Raw genomic sequence first — 20,598 nt, forward strand, 5'->3', positions numbered from 1 at the left:
TCAGGAGCGAACGAAAATGGCAAAAAGAACAGATATCAAAACAATCCTGATTTTAGGTGCGGGTCCAATCGTTATTGGTCAAGCGTGTGAATTTGACTATTCAGGTGCTCAAGCTTGTAAAGCATTACGTGAAGAGGGATATCGTGTGGTACTGGTGAACTCAAATCCAGCCACCATAATGACCGACCCTGAAATGGCAGATGCCACTTATATCGAGCCAATTCATTGGCAAGTAGTTAGAAAAATAATTGAAAAAGAGCGTCCTGATGCGGTATTACCCACAATGGGTGGACAAACCGCTTTAAATTGTGCACTTGAGCTAGAGCGTCACGGCGTTTTAGCCGAATTTGGCGTTACCATGATTGGTGCAACTGCTGATGCTATCGATAAAGCGGAAGATAGACAACGCTTTGATAAAGCAATGAAAAAAATAGGTTTAGGTACTGCACGTTCTGGTATTGCACATAACTTAGAAGAAGCGTTTGCGGTCGCTGAAGATGTCGGTTTCCCTTGCATTATTCGCCCGTCCTTTACCATGGGTGGTACTGGTGGGGGTATCGCTTATAACCGTGAAGAATTTGAAGAGATTTGTACTCGCGGATTAGATTTATCGCCAACGAATGAGTTATTGATAGATGAATCACTTATTGGTTGGAAAGAGTATGAAATGGAAGTTGTGCGCGATAAAAACGACAATTGCATTATCGTTTGTTCTATCGAGAACGTCGATGCGATGGGAATTCACACGGGTGATTCCATTACGGTTGCACCTGCGCAAACGTTAACCGATAAAGAGTACCAAATTATGCGTAATGCCTCGATGGCGGTATTACGTGAAATTGGTGTTGAAACCGGTGGCTCAAATGTTCAATTTGCCGTTGATCCTAAAACTGGGCGCTTAATTGTTATTGAGATGAATCCGCGGGTATCTCGTTCTTCGGCTTTAGCTTCTAAAGCAACTGGATTTCCTATTGCTAAAATTGCCGCAAAACTGGCTGTAGGTTATACCCTTGATGAGTTAATTAATGATATTACTGGTGGTCGGACTCCTGCATCATTTGAGCCTTCTATCGACTACGTTGTAACCAAAATTCCTCGCTTTAATTTTGAAAAATTTGCCGGTACTAACGATAGATTAACCACACAAATGAAATCTGTTGGTGAAGTGATGGCAATTGGTCGAACTCAACAAGAGTCGATGCAAAAAGCCTTACGTGGGCTTGAAGTGGGTGCAACAGGTTTTGATCCTAAAGTGAATTTAGATGATCCTGAAGCATTGACCAAAATTCGTCGTGAGTTAAAAGAAGCGGGTTCAGACCGAATTTGGTATATCGCGGATGCTTTCCGTGCTGGCTTATCGGTTGATGGTGTATTTAATCTTACTAATATCGACCGTTGGTTCTTAGTACAAATTGAAGAAATTGTCCGTCTTGAAGAAAAAGTCAGTGAAGTGGGAATAAAAGGCTTAACCGCGGATTTTTTACGTCAATTAAAACGTAAAGGTTTTGCTGATGCACGTTTAGCCCAAGTGCTGGGTGTTAAAGAACAGGTTATTCGTCAATTACGTCATCAGTATCAATTACATCCTGTCTATAAACGTGTTGATACCTGCGCGGCTGAATTTTCTACTGATACCGCTTATATGTACTCCACTTATGAAGAAGAGTGTGAGTCTAATCCTCATCAAGATAAGCCAAAAGTGATGGTGTTAGGTGGTGGTCCAAATCGGATAGGACAGGGTATTGAGTTTGATTATTGCTGTGTACATGCCGCATTAGCGCTACGTGAAGATGGTTATGAAACCATTATGGTGAACTGTAACCCTGAAACGGTATCAACGGATTACGACACCTCAGATAGACTCTATTTTGAACCTGTTACTCTTGAAGATGTGCTTGAAATCGTCCGCATCGAAAAACCTAAAGGGGTGATTGTGCAATATGGTGGTCAAACACCACTAAAATTAGCGAGAGCACTAGAGGCTGAGGGAGTACCTGTCATTGGAACCAGTCCTGATGCAATAGATAAAGCAGAAGATCGCGAACGTTTTCAAAAAGCAGTCGATAAACTAGGTTTAAAACAGCCTGAAAATGCAACCGTTACCGCATTAGAGCAAGCCGTAGAGAAAGCACAGATTATTGGTTATCCGCTGGTAGTTCGTCCTTCTTATGTTTTAGGGGGGCGAGCGATGGAAATTGTTTATGACGAAATAGATTTACGTCGTTATTTCCAAACCGCAGTTAGCGTGTCTAATGATGCTCCAGTGTTGTTAGACCGTTTTCTTGATGATGCAATAGAAGTTGATGTTGATGCTATTTGCGATGGCAAACAAGTCGTGATTGGCGGCATTATGGAGCATATCGAACAAGCGGGTGTTCACTCTGGTGATTCAGCTTGTTCACTACCTGCCTATACGTTAAGTCAAGAAATTCAAGATGTAATGCGCCAACAAGTCCGTGAACTCGCTTTTGAGTTAGGCGTAAAAGGCTTAATGAATGTGCAGTTCGCAGTAAAAGGTAACGATGTTTATCTAATTGAAGTTAACCCTAGGGCTGCACGTACTGTGCCTTTTGTTTCAAAAGCGACTGGCGTGCCATTAGCTAAAGTTGCCGCTCGTGTAATGATTGGTCAAAGTCTTGAAGAACAAGGGGTAACAAAAGAGGTGATACCGCCTTATTACTCTGTAAAAGAAGTGGTTTTACCATTTAATAAATTTTCTGGTGTAGACCCAATTTTAGGGCCTGAAATGCGTTCTACAGGCGAAGTGATGGGCGTTGGGGCTACTTTTGCACAAGCTTTTGCTAAAGCGATGTTAGGAAGTAGTTCTACCATGAAGAAAAAAGGTAGAGCATTACTTTCAGTGCGTGAAGGCGATAAAAAGCGTGTGGTAGATTTAGCCACTAAATTGCTGAAATACGGCTTTGAGTTAGATGCTACACATGGAACAGCGATTGTATTAGGTGAAGCAGGGATAAATCCGCGCTTAGTCAATAAAGTCCATGAAGGACGACCACATATTCAAGATAGAATTAAAAATGGTGAGTACGACTATATTGTCAATACCACTGCGGGTCGCCAAGCAATTGAAGATTCAAAGCTTATTCGTCGCAGCGCATTGCAATATAAGGTTCACTATGACACCACATTAAATGGTGGTTTTGCCACTACGTTGTCATTAAGTGCAGATCCTACTGCTGAGGTGATTTCAGTCCAAGAGATGCATAAAAAGATAAGTAAAAGTTAAGTTTAATTGTTGTCGTAATATTAATCCTGAATATGGGGAGACTCATATTCGGGATTTTTTATTTTTCTATTTTTATGAAAAAAAGAAGCCCCAAATACGTTTATTTGGGGCTAGTGTAAAACAAAGAAGTGGGTGCGGATCTTTTTTTCGAGTAAGGAGCCAAGAAAATAAACATGTTGGTTTCTTTGTTTTAGCGGTTTTATTTTGTCTTTTTTTGTCACTTGAGTCAAGAAGAGATTATTTTACAATGTCAACTAACGTGTTGTTTTAATTGAAAAATATCCATCATCTACCACTGGTAAGGTATAGGGAATAGCGAAATTTCTGTTACTATGTTTGTGGGTGCTTGGATCATTTTGGTTCAAGCATTTTGCAAGCGCCAAAAAGAGAAAAGCCCCGAATTCTATTTTCATAAAATCCGGGGACAGACTCAAACATGAACAACTTGATTTTGTCTCCTTTTCCGAAAGGAGTCAATTAAATTGACGAAAATAACCTTACTTGGCATTACTGTTATCTGTTTGAGCGTACTCTGTTTCACCCTAATTGTAGGTGAACGATTATGTTCACTTAACATTAGTGATGGGAACACCGTCGTTCAAGCTATTTTGATGTGTGATAAATAGTTTGGTGGGGGAGTTATTCTCCCCCGCAATTTTTCTTCAAGTTGTTAGATTTGTGGTACAAGCACCCTGTCTTTAAGATTTAGCTTATGTCTGATAAACAGAGATTTTGTGATTTCAGTCCAAGCAATGCATAAAAAGATAAGTAAAATTTAAGTTTAATTGTTGTCGTAATATTAATCCTGAATATGGGGCGATTCATATTCGGGATTTTTTATTTTTCTATTTTTATGAAAAAAAGAAGCCCCAAATACGTTTATTTGGGGCGAGTGTAAAACAAAGAAGTGGGTGCGGATCTTTTTTTTCGAGTAAGGAGCCAAGAAAATAAACATGTTGATTTCTTTGTTTTAGCGGTTTTATTTTGTCTTTTTTTGTCGCTTGAGTCAAGAAGAGATTATTTTACGATGCCAATTAACGCGTTGTTTTAATTGAAAAATATCCATCATCTACCACTGGTAAGGTATAGGGAATAGCGAAATTTCTGTTACTATGTTTGTGGGTGCTTGGATCATTTTGGTTCAAGCATTTTGCAAGCGCCAAAAAGAGAAAAGCCCCGAATTCTATTTTCATAAAATCCGGGGACAGACTCAAACCTCAACAATTTGATTTTGTCTCCTTTTCCGAAAGGAGTCAATAAAATTGACGAAAATAACCTTATTTGGCATTACTGTTATCTGTGCGACCGTTATTTTTTTCACAATGATTGTAGGTGAACGATTATGTTTGCTTAACATTAGTAATGGAAACACAGTCGTTCAAGCTATTTTGATGTGTGATAAATAGTTTGGTGGGGGAGTTATTCTCCCCCGCAATTTTTCTTTAAGTTGTTAGATTTGTGGTACAAGCACCCTGTCTAATAAATAGCGTAATTATTGATATGAAAATGATAATTATTGCTATTTAGACTGTTTTTTGCCAACATAGATGATTATTTACTCTACTGATATCTTTCTATTATGCCTCAACACTCTTCATTCTATTCATATATTGGTTATCAACCTAAGCATCAGCAGGTTGAAGAATATCGTTTCCAAGACCAAATATTATTACGCCAAGGTGTATTAGAAACCACAGAAGATCTACATATTGAAGAGACTTATCAAGCCGGTTTCAATTTAGTGGCTGTTCATAGCGGAAGTGTGATTAGTGAAAGTGTCAATGGGCAGAAAATAGAGATAGTTACACCGAGTATTTTTATTGCTAATAGTGTTGAGCGTTATTCTTTATTGAATCAATTTAAATCTGGCGATCCTCTAAGATACACACTATTGCAATTATCATCTCAGTGGCTTGAGCAACAACATATTTTATTACCTCCAATACTGAAACAAAATCAATCACTAATGTTGCATCATCTGACTATGGATAACATTTTTTTGGCTTTAACCATGCAGTTATTCCAAAATCCGGTTCACGACTCTTTAAAACCACTTTATTACTCTGGCAAAGCGTGCGAATTTGCTTCATTAAGTTTGCAATATTTATGTCATGCACAAGAGCCAGCCAATCGACCATTAAGCCAGCGTGAAAAGAACAGCTTAAAACTGGCGAAAGAGATTTTAATTGCTGAAATGGAAACACCGCCGAAGCTTGAGATATTAGCGACTCGTGTGGGATTAAATACACGAAAACTTACCCAAGGCTTTCGTCAATTATTTGGTAACTCTGTTTATGGTTGGCTACAAGAATATCGCTTACAAACCGCATATAATATGTTGCTAAATGAAGGGGGATCTATCTCTAGCGTTGCTTATTTTGTGGGTTATACACCGGCGCATTTTTCAGTGGCATTTCGTAAACGTTTTGGCATATTACCGGGCGATATAAGAAAAGGGCACTTTACTCCATAATCGATTTTGCTAGGATAATAACGCTTGTATCGCTGTTTTCTCTTCTTTTCACTCTGTATTAAATAGCACAATTTCTCTTGTGATTAATAAATAATCAAATTGCTTCTAAATCGAAAGAAATAGTCGCCCAATCTAAAGCCTTGTTGCTAGAGGCAAAAAAAACTTTTAGTTATAGTGCCACCGTGTGTTGTGGAGACTATTATGCATAATGAATTATGGACGTTATTACGACCTTTTCGCACTCTTTTAGTGAGTGCACTATTACTACAAGTGATTGCTGGCTTCTGTTCTTTAGTTCCTTGGTTAGCGCTATATCAGTTAACCCTTACTTTCCCTAATGAAAATAACCTATGGCTAACGGTTGCTATATTAAGTGGTATTAGTTGGCTGATATCACAAACGTTAGCTTTTCATTTAACGCATTTAATGGATGCTCGTTTAACTTATCAATTACGGTTAGCGTTATCAGAAAAAATGCAAAAATTACCGTTGAATTGGTTTGTAAGCCAAGGTAAAAATGGGGTTAATCAATATGTACAACGAGATATCAAAGCACTACACCAATTAATTGCTCATGCACCTGCTGATGTGGTGCAAATAATAGTCGTTCCTGTTATTGCTATTATCATATTGGGTTCTATTAATCTCTCTTTGCTGATTTTTTCACTTATTCCCCTTATTGTTGCTTATTTCTGCTTTAAACAAACACAATCTTCTCGTTATCAGACTTATTGTGAGCAACGTGATAGCGCAATGAAAACACTGTTTGAAGATTATCAAATACTAGCTGAAAATCCGTTAGTGGCTCGACAATATCCTCAGACTGGTATTATCGATAAAACTGAAAAGTCGCTGCTTAATTTTGTTTACCACTTTCAAAATTGGGTAAAAAGAGTGGGATTATTAGGTACGCTCACTCAGCTTTTATTAAGTGCAACATTATTAACAGGATGGTTGTTATTAGGAGCACTATTTTTAAGTCAGGCATTACCTTTAGCTGATTTATTGCTATTTATCTTATTACTAAGACGTATTGCCGAACCTGTTATGGCGATGGGACATGGTGGTGATGCATTACGTGCAGCTAAAAAAGCATCTCAACGTATACATCAACTATTGCAAGAGAAAGAGATGCATTATGGCGATGTTTCTGTTGAACATTTTCCTAAAGCAATCTCATTAAAAGCACAGTCACTATCACTTAATTATGGTGATAAAAATATCCTAAGTAATATCAGCTTTGAGATTAAAAAAGGTGAGTTTATTGCTATTGTTGGTCCTTCTGGTGCAGGAAAAAGCTCGTTATTACAGCTAATTGCTCGGTTTATGGACTCAACGTCAGGTGAAATATTTATTGAAGATTGTCCTATTCATCGTTATTCACGCACTGCATTAAATCAAATAACCACTGTTGTTATGCAAAACAGTGTGCATTACCTTATTCTATTCGCGATAACTTATTGTTATTTAATCCAAATTGTAGCGAGCAGCAGCTTCAATTAGCGATAGGTGAAACTAATTTCTCTGAAGTGGTGGCTCATTTACCTCAAGGTTTATCAACGGTTATTGGTGATGAAATTTCATTATCTGGTGGTGAAGCTCAACGCCTTGCTATTGCTCGGGCTTTTATTGCCAATAGTCCGCTGTTATTAGCTGATGAACCCTCTTCAGCACTTGATCCTAATAATGCGCAAAGGATTTTTAATGCCATAAAAAATAAGACCATGACACGTATTGTTGTGACTCACTCGTTATTGTTAGCCCAACAAGCTAATAGAGTTATGTTTATGGCTAAAGGTAAGTTAATTGCGATAGGAAATCATAATGAGCTACTAACTCATTGTTCTGCCTATCATGATTTTGTGCAAAACCAAGGAGAGCAAGATGAAGACTAATCCTTCTAATCCCTCAATGTCATTACTTTTCACCTTAAAATACACCCTGTTTTTTATGGTGATTAGTGCCATTCTTGAAGGTTTATGTGGCTTGCTCTTACTGCCTATTATTGTTTATTGGCATGAAGGTGTTAGCCAATATTTATGGATGTTGGCTGGGTTAACGTTGGTAACACTGCTCTTTCAATATATCGCAACACTGAAAGGATTTTTAGCGGGGAGTAGCGTGATGAAAATATTAGTTCAAGCGCTAATTAAACACCTGCCTAGAAGTCTAGCTCCGCCAGTACAAGCAGAAACACTCTGTTCTGGTGCGGCAATGAGTGCCATGAGTATTCCGGCTCATTTATTAGCACCCATAATCAGCACAGTAATAACACCACTTACTGTGATTGTTGGGCTATTTTTTTACGATATGACGACAGCAATGGTTTTTATTGCCGCCGCACTGTTATTAATTATTGTGATACGAATAAGTGCAAAAGGGCTGTATAAACAAGAAGGTCGCTTGCAAAAGGCAGATAGTGTTGCCGCAAAAACGTTATCTGATTTTGCTCAATACCAAGCACTATTACGCAAAAGTGAACGCAATAGTCAGTTTTCACAGCAATTACAGCAAGATTTACAGATACAACATACCGAGCAGGTGAGTCTATTGCAGCGTAGTTTGCCTTATCACATTGCTTTTTCTCTCTGTATTCAAACCATTTTTATTATTGTTTTAGTTGGTGGTGTCTGGAGTATCAATAGCAATGGGCTAAGTTTAACGGGATGGTTAGCGATAGTGGTATTAATAGCGCGATTTATTGAACCGCTTTATCAGCTTTCTCATATCGACCAAGCATTACGCCAAAGCAAACAAGCGTTAAAGCAAATTGAAGATGTATTAAAAACTCACACCTTGATTAGTCCTAAGCAGAGTGAATCACCAAGTAGTAGCGAGATCCGTTGCCAAGCACTGAGTTTTTATAATAGTGCAGGAAAAACCATTCTCTCTAATATTTCACTTCAATGCCCTGATAAGAAAATGACGGCTATTGTGGGGGCATCTGGTGCAGGTAAAACCACATTATTACGCTTACTTTCACGACTCATTGATACTGATAATGGGAAAATCTATTATGGCGATAAAGCGGTTACCGCGCTTTCTGAATCGGTATTAGCAAAAATAAGGCAAGTGGTTTTTCAAAATAACTCGTTATTGAAAGGTTCATTGCGTTGGTCGTTATTACAAAATGAGTTTTCTACGATTTCGGATAATGAAATTTTGCAGCTACTTTTAACGTTAAATTTAACCTTAACGGTGTCTGATCTTGATAATGATGTAGGAAATCAAGGAGACCATTTTTCTGGTGGACAAAAACAGCGGTTATGTTTAGCGCGTTCATTATTGGCAAAACCCGAAATACTTTTTTTAGATGAACCCACCGCTAATCTTGATGCAGTTAGCGCTGAAAAAACAGCAGATTATTTACAACAACTAAATTGTACCCGTGTTGTTATCACCCATAATCCTGAACTTGCTAAATGTGCTGATTATATAATTGTTTTAGATGAAGGAGAGGTGGTTGAGCAGGGAACACCGACAGAATTATTGTCATCATCAGTATGGTTTGCTCAATTTTGTCATTAAAATTGCTGGGTTGTCTCACATCAATGAGATACAAAAATTCTCATCAATTGTAGGTACGATGATTTTAAGCGATAAATTAAGGCAATAGAGTGCCTTATTATTGTTTTACTTGGCAGTAATAATTGCTTTTTGTATATTATTGGTGATGATGATAAATATGAGTTCTCAAAAAATATAAAGTGATTTAAATTTCAATAATTAAATATAAAGAAAACACCCATCCAATATTTAATATTGAATGGGTGTTTTATTATCGGTTGATAATGAATTTATGGTGTAACATTTGCCACACCACTCCAAATAAAGCTATTTTTTATCTGAGTTGATTTTCCGTTTATAGTAAGAGTAATAATTATATCGCCTTTACCCGAGTCATTGTATTTACATTCCGTATCAATAGCGTATTTAGAAGATGTTTCATAAAATGTAATATCCTCGTTTACATTTTGATAAAATTGCTTAATTCCTGGATAATCGACATTGCTACGAATATCACCTGCTACAGCTACACTATTTTCAAGCACGACATTTTTAATTTGTGCCTTTATATCTATAGGATAGAGCAATGCTGTATCATTCTTTTTACGTAAGACATCTACTTGTATAAATAAATGCGTTGGTCTATTTTCTCCAGGAGCTTCACAGCTTTTATATGTATTTGAGCCATTATGAGTGTCAAAGTATATTGAATTTTTACGAATGCTCATTAGGCTTATTGCATCGGTTGCATCTATTTCTGAAGTATTAATAGTATAAAATTTAGAGGCGGATTTATTATTACCATCAAAAACTTTGACTTCTAATGTTAATTTATTATTAGTCAAATAAATTTTGGGAACATTATTAAATATAACAGGGTCACTTATATTATTGTCATCAGGGTTTCCTCCAGCTACATAATTATGTCTCCGAACTGTGTCTATTTCCTTTCCACTACTATCTGTTAATACAAAATCGATAGCCAATGGTAATTCATCTACTTTGCTCCATTTAACGGTAAAACTATTATCTGTTACATATAGAGGATGCCAATTTATATTACTAAGATTTGTTTCACTTTGTTTATCACCCATTGAAGTAAATTCAATTTGATCAATCTTAATCTTAGGTGTTTTTCTTACGCTAACTTCATAGCGTTCACTATAATCTTGATAATAGGCATTATTTTTTACTGCGAGCGTTAAGTAGCTACTACCATCACTTAAATAAGTAATCATACCCTCTGGTGTAACAGTGACAAATTGTGGATTATCACTACTCCATGTTGCTTGTGCTTGGCTAGGAACAGGAGCTTCTGTCTCTTGAGCAGGTATTGGACCATCATCAGTATCGCTATCGGATAAAAAGACTGTCTTAAGTTTAAAGGTATAATTAAGTACCCCTTTTTCTTGATGATAATTTACCGTAGTTGTTGCTACTTTAAATTGATCAGTTGCATCAGAAGTCACATTAATGGTGGTATCACCGGGTTTTACTGCAGTTATACTCCCTTGATTATCAACGGTTAATATAGATTTATTCGCACTGCTAAATTGTAATGGTGGTGGATTTTTTGCACTATCACTGTTACTAAACGTAGCGCTAATTTGTTGGGTAATACCATCATCCCAAGTTGAGTTTATTTGTGGATCTTTTACTGATAATCCGGGATCTGCTTTCTCAACTAGCAGTGGATAACTATTTTCTGCTGGTAAAAAATGGTCATCACCTGTTGTTTGTAAGGTAATCAATGATTTACCCGCTTTTAATAGAGTGATTTTCCCTGTGTAAGCATCAATAGTCGCTACCGTAGGTTCTGAACTTGACCACATTGTTTTAAGGTTAGAGGGCAATCCTGTATAACCAAGGGCATCAACCGGCGTTGATGAATAAACTTCCTGTTGTAGTTTTTCATCAAACACAATGATAGGTTTTGGTGCTGTAACATTAATCGTTAATGAATTTGTTAACGAGGTACTTTCTGCTTTTGCCGTAAAGGTGACATCACCTTGAATATTTGATGCAACATCAGTTTGATATTCCCCTTTACCAATATCTGCTAATGGATCTTTGGAATAAGTGACTTTCGTTGTTGCTGAAAGTGTTACTTTTTTACCTGCTATCGCATTATCATATTTATCGACTAATTTTACGGTAAGTGTCGCGCTATCTTGATTATCCCCTTTAATAGATTGGCGATTACTGCTTAAGCTAGATTTGTCGGCATCAATAGCAGCAGGTTGTACTGTTACATCATCAATAGGTTTATGGTTATTTAAGTCTAAATAAGCACTCATTTGTAAAATGCCGGCAACATGGCTAGTGACTTTTGTTTTAGCAATACCTTGAGCATCAGTGTAGGTACTAAAATCATAATCATCAGCTAATCCACGCAACTTCCACGACACAATAACATTAGGTAAAATATTGTCATTAGCATCAACCACTGTTGCCTGATAGGTTACTCCGTTGGTATCACCTGCAATTATTGTCGTGTTACTGACACTGGTATCTTTTATTTTCCATGTTGAAGCATCCGCTTTAAGTTGTAATGGCAGTTGCTTCTTAAATGGAGTGTCATTAACGCTAACACTAATATCGGCAGTACCCGATTTGGTACCCGTTACGTCTATTTCATATTTACCTGGTGAAACCTGTTTAGCAGTTCCAAATACAATGGTTGAATTATTAGAAACGCCTTTAACGGTTTGATCCGGTAGAATATTTCCGCCTTTATCTTTGATTAATAAGGTGAGGAGCGCTTTATCTTTACCATTAGCAATAATGGTTGCGGGTAACAGCGTTAATTCAGAGCTGTTTTCATCCACATCACTCGCAACAAAATTAACGTCATTAGCAGGGTAGGTTCCTGATTTTAAAACCACACTTACTTTTGCTAAACCAGCAGGACCTCTGGTTAATTGAGTTTGCGTTGCACCTTTATCATCAGTAAATGTTAAGGCGTTAGCTAATACACTGACATTGTCTGATGTCCAAGTAACAGGCACACCACTACTGACAGGATTATCATAATTATCAATTAAGTAAGCCGTATAGGTGATGGTATCGCCTGCTTTAGGTGCTGTATCACTAATATCAAAGTGATCAACCTTAGCACTTAGGTTATCTGCAATAACAGTAAGCGAAGCATTTTGCGTTAAAGTAACGCCTTTTACCTGTGCACTAACCGTAGTATTACCTGCTTTTTTGGCATAAAGCGTTGCTTGGTAAACGCCATCTTTTACCTCTTTAAATGCACTTGTTGTAAGGTTGAGGTTAACAGAGTATTTCGCGTTAATTTCATCCTTTAGTCCAGTCAATAAGTTATCTTGTTTATCCTTTAATGTGATAACAATATCTGATTTATCATAGGAATGTGTTCCATCACCTGCCGTAATTGTAGTTGGTGAAAGAGCTAACGTAGAGTTATCCGCTGAAATAACATCTGGTGTAAAGGTGATGGTGTTATCTGCATTTTGGAACTGTGTACTATCAAGCATTGCCGTCACTTGAGCAGTACCCGCTTGCGTGCTTGAGAGCGTTATTTCTGCAACACCTGTGCTGTCTGTTTTACTGATGGGTGATAACGTACCTAAAGTGGTTATCCAACCAACATTGATACCTTCCATGCCGGTATTACCTTGAGTATCAGTAATTTTTGCATGAATAGTCACTTTGTCACTACCGTTTGCTATTGCTGTATTAGGTGGAACAACGGTAACGGATTGGATCCTTGCATTTTGTTTATCAGCGATAAAACCTAATGGCTGAGTAAGAGATATTCCCTGATATGTGGCAGAAATAGTGCTTATCCCTTCTTTTTGACCACTGATATTCGCTTGGTAAACACCCGGTGAAATTTCTTTTATTGCACTAAATGTAATGGTTGAGTTATCACCTTTTAAGGCTATTTTTTTGTCTTGCTTAGGAACTGGGTTATCAAATTTATCGTTTAATAAAATGGTAGCAACCGAGAATGTTTTACCATCAGCAATAATAGATTGTGGATCTAACGTTAGATGGCTGTGCTGAGCGCTAGCTTGATCTGGGGTAAAAGTAATATCTTTTGAAGCTTGTTGTTTATTCAGTAAGTTCGCCGTTACCGTAGTTAAAATGGCTTGAGTACCCTTTATATCAACTTGGGTTTCACCTTTATCATTGGTATTGGTTAATGCTTTACTTAATGTATTGTGTGTGGATTGCCAGAAAACCGGGTGTTGAGCTAATGGATTGCTATTTGCATCCGTGATCACGGCAACAACAGTAACGGTATCGCTATTATCGGCTATGGCACTGGTTTTATTATTCAGCGTCTTCAATGTAATAACGGCACTATTTGGATCAGCAATTGCCATTAATGTTATTTGAGCTTGTTCTCCATTTGCTAATTTAGCGGTAATGGTTGTTAATCCAGCTTTATTAGCACTAATTTGATTAACGGTTTTGCCCTGAACATCAGTTGTGGTTTGCTGTTTATCAAGCATTGATCCACTACTGGTTTGCCACTCTATTGCGACATTAGGAAGTTTATTACCAAATTTATCTTCAACAATAGCGGTTAATGATGCTTTTTCTTGAGCATCGGCAACAATTTGTGTTTTATCGACAGTTAATGATTTAATTAAACCTTGCTGATTATCGGCAATAAACGTAATGGGTGTTGCTGATAAAGAGTTGTTATTGGTGGTTGCGGTTACTGTAACTTGTAATGCTTGTGTACTGGTTAATTGGGCATGAGTTATCCCTTGTTTATCAGTGACTGAAACCGCCGTGATATGAGCGATATTTTTGTCACGATCGGTTGACCAGAGAATATTGGCATTAGGCAGTGGATTACCAAAGTTATCTTTTACTTCAGCAGTAAAGGTGACCTCTGTTTTTCCATCTGCAATATAAGGTGGGGCTGATGGTGTAACTGAAATAATCTTGCCATCAGAAATATCGCTGATAAAAGTAGATGTCGCCTCAGTAACTTTATGGCTGGTGATAACTTCTGCTTTTACTGTTACATCTCCAGCGATTTTACTGACCATTGTAGTACTGGCTTTACCGTCTTTATCTGTAATTACCTCCGCATCTTTAATTTGAGCTTGATTATTTACACGTAAAGTTACCTTGGTATTTGGAACAGGGTTTTTGTTCTTATCAATAACAGTAAGGTTAATAACTTTTTCTGAAATATTATCTGCTAATGAGATATTGGGCGTAATGATTAAATAGTCATTAGGAATATAAGCACTCTCTTCATCCGCAATAAAGTTAACATTAATTGCGTAATCAACATCTTTTACTGTCACCGTGATATGTGTCATTCCAGTATGGGTGTTTGTAATAGGAATAACCACATCACCCATTAGCGATGTATGAGTTGAATCGATAATATTGGCGCCATTATCAGCAGAAAGTGTAATTGGATAGTTGGCAACGGGGTTGTTATTTAAATCCGTAACAATAATTTTGATTTTATTTTCACTTTTACCATCAGCAAATGAATTATCTTTAATAACAGTCAGGTTACCCTTAGCTATATGTGCTGTAATATTATCTGCAACAAAATTAATTTCTGCTTGGTTAAAGGTATTATCGCGGAATTTAGGCGTTAAAATCAGTTTCTCAGTGACACTGCCAGCAGTGACTGTCGCTTGATATTTACCCGCATCAATACGTGTAAATGGCGAAACTTTACTATTCCCTGCTTGGCGACCTAACTGTGTTTCTAATGACAACTCTTGCAAGTTAATATCAACAGGCAGATTATCATTATCTAATACGGATAAGGTCAATATTTGCGTGGAATGCCCATCAGCCGGTAATTGAGATTGGGTTGGTGTAAATTGGCTGTTGGTTGTATTAATGGCGGATTGATCGACAACAATTTTGCTTTGAACCGGATCAGAACGATTTCCTTGTTCATCTATCGCAACCGCACTAATGATATAACTGTTTTTTTGGTTAGCACCAGAAATATGGCGAGGAAGCGTAACGGAATAATTAAACGCGCCATTGTGATTAATTTTACCGCCATTTGCTATCAAAGAACTTGCTGACCATTCAATCTGTTTTACAGGATATTTAGAACGAACTTGAACCGCTAAATCTTTCTCCTCTTTGGCATAACCCATAATAGAAGGGGCGATAGAAAGAAAGACTAAAGTTTTCTTTTTATACTCTAAGACGATGTCATTATTTCTATCGACAAAATCATAACGACTACCTGACATTAAGCGCATAGCACGAACATTATCAGGATTTAATTGTGAAGAGAGTGATTCACCTAAGCGATATTGTACGCTGACATCTAATTTACTATCACTGTTATCATGTAAGCCAAATCGACGCTCTGCACCAAAAGTAATTAATGGCACGGGGGTATAAGTTAACCCTGCGGTATAGGCGTGAGGATTTTTTTGGCGATTATCTTTGCCAAATAGACCCACTTCATCACCATAATATTGTTCGAAAATTAATTTAGCCCCTAATTGGGGATAAACCGGTAAATAACCTTCAGTTCGTATATCCCAACCATTTGCAGGACGTTCGTTATAATCCATTACATCGTCAGATGTACGCCAATTTGATAGTCGATGATAGTGGTTTGCACTCAATTTAAAATAGTCGCGCCAGACTTCAGCACCAAGACCAAATCGACTGTGGTAGCGACTTAAATCATAATCATAAAAAGCGTTAACACCGAGCATAAAACGATCCGTAAAATAGCGATAACCAATACCTTGATTTAATTGGCTACGAGAATCTTGACGGTGATAACTGGTTTGCGAGAAAACTAAATTTTTCTCTTGATCATATAATGGAATTAACAGATCAGCGGAACTGCTCTCTAATGTGAAGTTTTTATCTGTTGAAAGCGAAACTCTTGCATGACCAAATTGGCTCAACCATTGTTCTATTTCAGTGTTGGCTTTGCTGGTAAGTTGGCTAATTGCATACTGTGTTGCATCAGTGTCTTTATTTAATAAAGAAGCATTATTAACAACCAGTTGTGCTAATTTTTCACCATCAGCAGAAATTTCAGGTAACTCTTTTTCATTAGAATTTAGCCATTTACCACGATGAGAAATAGCTTTAGGAATATTAAGGGTAATCCCTTCTTTAATTTTTAATTTGCCAACTAAAGAGACATAGTCAGGGTTGGCTTCAATTAGTTTTGATAATTTAATATTAAAGTTTTTAGCTATCGATTCAGGTGTATCACCTTTTTGAACTTGATAGTAGTTCCTATTGATTGGTTTATTAATAAATTGATTTTCCTGTGTATTTTCTTTAGCAAATACATTAGCAGGTATTGTGGCTGAGATAGGAAAAGCAAATTGAATAAAGATATTTATCCATGCTACTTTTTTAGCTATTGCAGATAGCTGTGGTGTTAGCCCATATTTCGGTATTGTCATTTTAAAAGCTCATCGCAAATAAATAATGATGAGATTCTCTTACTTATATAAGTTTTCGATATCAAAAACTGAACTTGAATTCATTAGTTTTTAGATATCTAAAAAATCAAGATCAAAAATATAAAAAAGATAAAACAAAATAAAAATAAATAAGTCGTAATTAGAAAAAAACAATAATTAGGTTAGATAAGAATTTATTGAAAAAAGCCAATGCAAAGAATTACATTGGCTTTTAGTATTAAGTAAAATTACATATCAATAACTATATAAAAAACTATATATTAATAGCGATATATTAACAGCTATATATCAACAAATATGTCAGGATCAGGACCTAAACGTTTTTTCTGATCAAGTGTTGTGATTGCCGTGACTTCTTCTTTTTCAAGTTTGAAATCAAAAATATGGAAATTCTCTTCAATTCTTGCCGGAGTGACTGATTTTGGAATAACCACTAATCCGCTATCTACATGCCAGCGTAATACAATTTGTGCGGGTGATTTATTATATTTTTTAGCCAGTTCTTGAATAATTGGCTGACCAAATACGCCTTCTCCACCTTGTGCCAGTGGGCTCCAAGATTCAGTCACAATTTTGTGCGTTGTATTCCAAGCACGTAGTTGACCTTGTTGCATTAATGGGTGGACTTCGATTTGGTTAATAACGGGTGTAACGCCCGTTTCAGTAATAATCCGTTCCAGATGTTCTGGCTGGAAATTACAAACCCCAATACTTTTAACCAGGCCTTCTTTTTGTAAGATGATCATCTGCTTCCATGCTTCAACATACAGATCACGAGAAGGTGCAGGCCAGTGCATTAAATAAAGGTCGATATAATCCAGTTGTAAGCGCTGGAGGCTTTCTAATACCGCGCCACGTGCATGCGTTTGATCGTTATTCCACAGTTTTGTGGTGATATAAAGCTCATCACGAGGCACTGTAGTTTGTTTTAGCGCTTTACCCACACCCTCTTCATTGTGATAAATCGCAGCCGTATCAAACAGACGATAACCAGTATCTAATGCATGGTGAATTGCTTTAATAACTTGATTATTATCGGCTTTCCAAACACCTAACCCGAGTTGTGGGATGGTTTTTCCATCAGATAATTGAATCAATTTAGGTTTATCCATTAATGCCTCCAGTCACTTAAAGTACTTAGAGCGCCGCGGTATAGATGCGTTGACTGACTTCTAGCGTGATATCTTGATGCTCGCCTAGTGCGGTTTGACCATGTTCTTGCAGTTTTCGCACTAAGGCTGGGATATCAGCTTCACTGATTTTAAAATCAGACAGTCGAGTTCTAAGTCCCATAACCTCAAAAAATTTCCGAGTTTGGTTAATTGCAGTTTCAATTTTAAACGCGTCAGAGCCTTGGTGAATACCCCAGACTTGTTGTGCATATTGGATAAGCTTGTCATATTTCGCCTGCCGTTTTTCATTAAGTAAGGCAGGTAACACAATGGCGAGAGTCTGAGCATGATCAAGACCATGTAACGCGGTAAGTTCATGTCCTAATGCATGGGTTGCCCAATCTTGAGGAACACCTACACCAAGGATGCCATTAAGCGCTTGTGATGCTGTCCACATTATATTAGCACGAATATCATAGTCAGTTGGTGACACCAACGCTTTAGGACCTTCTTCGATCAAAATTCGTAAAAGACCTTGCGCATATTCATCTTGTACACGAGCATTCACCGGATATGTGAGATATTGCTCTAATATATGAATAAAAGCATCAACGACACCATTGGCGGTTTGTCTTGGTGGCAATGAAAATGTGGCACTAGGATCTAAGATTGCGCAATGTGGGTAGACATAAGGGCTGGCAAAGCTCTGTTTATCCATGGTCTGTTTTTTACTAATGACAGAGAAGCTATTGGTTTCAGAACCTGTTGCTGGCAGTGTTAATACACAACTTAATGGCAGCGCTTTTTCGACGACTTTTCCACGGCTAGTGACGATTTCCCAAGGTTCACCTTGATAAGGCACTGCGGCAGCAATAAATTTAGTCCCATCAATAACAGAACCGCCACCAACCGCTAATAAATGTGTAATGCCATGATAACGCGCATATGAAACGGCTTTCATTAACGTTTCATAGGAAGGGTTTGGCTCAATACCACCAAATTCATGAATCTGATAACCGGGTAGTGCGGTATAAACTTGGTCAAGCACGCCATTACGTTTAATACTACCGCCACCATAAGTGAGTAAAATTCTTTCGTTTTTTGCGATTTCAGAATGAAGTTTTTCTATTTGTCCTCGACCGAAGTGAATACGTGTTGGCGAGTAATAAGTAAAGTTATGCATTATAGTTTCCACCTTGTTTTTTGGTGTAGTGTGGTATGACAATAAATAAGTAAAAAGCTTTTCTCTGTATATAGACGGATAATAGTGACAAAACTATAACTATAAAATTGTGAAAATGGGAGTGTTGCTATTTTCTCTCAATAATAATCACAATACTATGTATAAGTTATTTTTAATTTATCGGAGAGATATGGAAAATCATTATTTAAAATTAAATCAAACACATTGGGATAATCAAGCTGCGGTAGAAAATCAGTGGTCTAAACCTGTCAGTGATAAAGAGATAATTGCCGCAAAAAAAGGCGATTGGAAAGTATATCTCACGCCAACGCCGGTAAAATCTCAGTGGTTAGCCGATATTAAAGGCAAAAAAATACTCTGTTTAGCTTCTGCTGGTGGGCAACAAGGGCCTATTCTAGCGGCTGCTGGTGCTCAAGTAACGGTGTTTGATTTATCAGAAGGACAATTAAGTAAAGACAGACAATTAGCAGAGAAACATCAATTAAATTTGGTCACAGCACAAGGAGATATGGCAGATTTAAGTAATTTTACTGATGAGTGCTTTGATATTGTATTTCATCCTATTTCTAATTTGTATGTGCCAGATGTAAACCCTGTTTGGCAAGAGTGCTACCGCGTATTAAAAAAAGGTGGCGTATTAATGGCAAGCTTTTATAACCCTGTCGTGTTTGTTGATGACCGAGATCCACAATTACGAGCCCAAGGGTTAATGCGACCAACTTATCGCTTACCTTATAGTGATCAACGCTCATTGCCATCAGATGTTCTGCAAGCAAAAATTGCCGCAGGGGACGGTTTAGTATTTGGTCACTCTTTAACAGACTTAATTGGTGGGCAATTAACTGCCGGTTTCTTATTACAAGATTTTGTTGAAGATTTTGCACCTCATGCTCGTTTTTTAGTGGATAGTTATATCCCTACATTCTTAGCTTCAAAAGCAATTAAGGGTTAAGGTGACAGTATGATAGTGATTAATATAAATGGATATTTAACAAGATATTAATTTGATAGGAGATAAGACAATGAACAACTGAACTTTTGTTAGTGTGTTAAATAACTGAAATACGCCATTATGATTTATAAAATAATGGCGTATTTTTTATTCTATCTTCAAAAATGATTACCTTATCTTAATAATAATCTTGTCTATTTGAGGCATTTTATTTATTAAACAAGTTTTTTATTTTAACCTAAATAGCCATTATCTTATTGAAATAACCATTTTTAGCTTTAAATGTGCTAATTATTAAGTTTTATTGAGCCAATAAAATTTTTTAAATAGAATTTTACTCTATCTTAAATATTTTAAAGGTTAATTAAAATGATTAGCAAATTTTATAAATTATCTGTGTTAGCTGCACTGTTAACATCAACGATGATATTTAATGTTGTACATGCAACAGAGCAAGCGAGAGAAAGAAGAGAAGCAAGAGATGTAAGACAAGATGCAAGGGATAATGCTCGTGATGAGAAAAGAGATTGCATTAAAACGGATGACAAGAGTAATCACGATTGCCGACAAGATAGCCGTCAAACTCGTCAAGATGCTCGTCAAGAAGCCCGTCGAATTAAGTACTAAAAGAGTGTAAGCCAATAAAAATAGTTTACTTAATAGAGAGTAAAAAACA

General features: G+C 37.0%; 12 protein-coding genes. 9 read left to right on the plus strand and 3 right to left on the minus strand.

The window, feature by feature from the left end:
- Positions 1–16 precede the first annotated feature (16 nt).
- The 7 genes from carB to ABN099_RS04150 all read left to right on the plus strand — a co-directional run bounded on the left by carB (position 17) and on the right by ABN099_RS04150 (position 9,245).
- The gene (gene carB / locus ABN099_RS04120) at positions 17–3,244 is read left to right on the plus strand and encodes a carbamoyl-phosphate synthase large subunit (RefSeq protein WP_349462424.1); all 3,228 of its coding nucleotides are present in this window, start codon (positions 17–19) and stop codon (positions 3,242–3,244) included.
- Between the two features lie 482 nt (positions 3,245–3,726).
- Positions 3,727–3,870, plus strand: a complete 144-nt coding sequence (locus ABN099_RS04125; protein ID WP_349462425.1) for a Hok/Gef family protein — start codon at positions 3,727–3,729, stop codon at positions 3,868–3,870.
- A gap of 636 nt (positions 3,871–4,506) precedes the next feature.
- Complete coding sequence (locus ABN099_RS04130) at positions 4,507–4,650, plus strand: Hok/Gef family protein (protein ID WP_349462426.1); 144 nt, start codon at positions 4,507–4,509, stop codon at positions 4,648–4,650.
- 173 nt (positions 4,651–4,823) lie between these two features.
- Positions 4,824–5,717, plus strand: coding sequence for an AraC family transcriptional regulator (locus tag ABN099_RS04135; RefSeq protein WP_349462427.1), 894 nt, complete (start codon positions 4,824–4,826; stop codon positions 5,715–5,717).
- A 201-nt stretch (positions 5,718–5,918) separates the two neighbouring features.
- A complete protein-coding gene (locus tag ABN099_RS04140; protein ID WP_349462428.1) occupies positions 5,919–7,220 on the plus strand; it encodes an ABC transporter ATP-binding protein in 1,302 nt (433 codons plus the stop codon).
- Positions 7,178–7,612: an ABC transporter ATP-binding protein gene (locus ABN099_RS04145; protein ID WP_349462429.1), complete on the plus strand. Its 435-nt coding sequence runs from the start codon at positions 7,178–7,180 to the stop codon at positions 7,610–7,612. Before ABN099_RS04140 ends, ABN099_RS04145 begins: the two co-directional genes overlap by 43 nt.
- On the plus strand, positions 7,602–9,245 hold the full coding sequence (locus tag ABN099_RS04150; RefSeq protein ID WP_349462430.1) for an ABC transporter ATP-binding protein: 1,644 nt from the start codon (positions 7,602–7,604) through the stop codon (positions 9,243–9,245). Before ABN099_RS04145 ends, ABN099_RS04150 begins: the two co-directional genes overlap by 11 nt.
- 269 nt (positions 9,246–9,514) lie before the next feature.
- Here the strand turns inward: ABN099_RS04150 and ABN099_RS04155 are convergent, their stop codons facing one another.
- The 3 genes from ABN099_RS04155 to ABN099_RS04165 all read right to left on the minus strand — a co-directional run bounded on the left by ABN099_RS04155 (position 9,515) and on the right by ABN099_RS04165 (position 18,949).
- Positions 9,515–16,633 carry an Ig-like domain-containing protein gene (locus ABN099_RS04155; RefSeq protein ID WP_349462431.1) on the minus strand — a complete coding sequence of 2,373 codons (7,119 nt, stop codon included), beginning with the start codon at positions 16,631–16,633 and terminating at the stop codon, positions 9,515–9,517.
- Between the two features lie 302 nt (positions 16,634–16,935).
- The gene (gene dkgA, locus ABN099_RS04160; RefSeq protein WP_349462432.1) at positions 16,936–17,766 is read right to left on the minus strand and encodes a 2,5-didehydrogluconate reductase DkgA; all 831 of its coding nucleotides are present in this window, start codon (positions 17,764–17,766) and stop codon (positions 16,936–16,938) included.
- Between the two features lie 25 nt (positions 17,767–17,791).
- A complete protein-coding gene (locus ABN099_RS04165; protein WP_349462433.1) occupies positions 17,792–18,949 on the minus strand; it encodes an iron-containing alcohol dehydrogenase in 1,158 nt (385 codons plus the stop codon).
- Between the two features lie 190 nt (positions 18,950–19,139).
- Here ABN099_RS04165 and ABN099_RS04170 point away from each other — a divergent pair, with 190 nt between their 5' ends.
- Positions 19,140–19,922, plus strand: coding sequence for a class I SAM-dependent methyltransferase (locus ABN099_RS04170; protein ID WP_349462434.1), 783 nt, complete (start codon positions 19,140–19,142; stop codon positions 19,920–19,922).
- A gap of 369 nt (positions 19,923–20,291) precedes the next feature.
- Positions 20,292–20,549: a hypothetical protein gene (locus ABN099_RS04175; RefSeq protein ID WP_349462435.1), complete on the plus strand. Its 258-nt coding sequence runs from the start codon at positions 20,292–20,294 to the stop codon at positions 20,547–20,549.
- Positions 20,550–20,598: the final 49 nt, after the last annotated feature.

This window comes from Proteus hauseri (genome assembly GCF_040139125.1).
Classification (GTDB): Bacteria; Pseudomonadota; Gammaproteobacteria; order Enterobacterales; family Enterobacteriaceae; genus Proteus; species Proteus hauseri_B.

Bases quoted from the DNA above. Each gene is read 5' to 3' on its own strand.
- ABN099_RS04155 (WP_349462431.1), bottom strand. From the start codon at position 16,633: ATGACAATACCGAAATATGGGCTAACACCACAGCTATCTGCAATAGCT.
- ABN099_RS04175 (WP_349462435.1), top strand. From the start codon at position 20,292: ATGATTAGCAAATTTTATAAATTATCTGTGTTAGCTGCACTGTTAACA.
- ABN099_RS04150 (WP_349462430.1), top strand. From the start codon at position 7,602: ATGAAGACTAATCCTTCTAATCCCTCAATGTCATTACTTTTCACCTTA.
- carB (WP_349462424.1), top strand. From the start codon at position 17: ATGGCAAAAAGAACAGATATCAAAACAATCCTGATTTTAGGTGCGGGT.
- ABN099_RS04135 (WP_349462427.1), top strand. From the start codon at position 4,824: ATGCCTCAACACTCTTCATTCTATTCATATATTGGTTATCAACCTAAG.
- ABN099_RS04140 (WP_349462428.1), top strand. From the start codon at position 5,919: ATGCATAATGAATTATGGACGTTATTACGACCTTTTCGCACTCTTTTA.
- dkgA (WP_349462432.1), bottom strand. From the start codon at position 17,766: ATGGATAAACCTAAATTGATTCAATTATCTGATGGAAAAACCATCCCA.
- ABN099_RS04170 (WP_349462434.1), top strand. From the start codon at position 19,140: ATGGAAAATCATTATTTAAAATTAAATCAAACACATTGGGATAATCAA.
- ABN099_RS04165 (WP_349462433.1), bottom strand. From the start codon at position 18,949: ATGCATAACTTTACTTATTACTCGCCAACACGTATTCACTTCGGTCGA.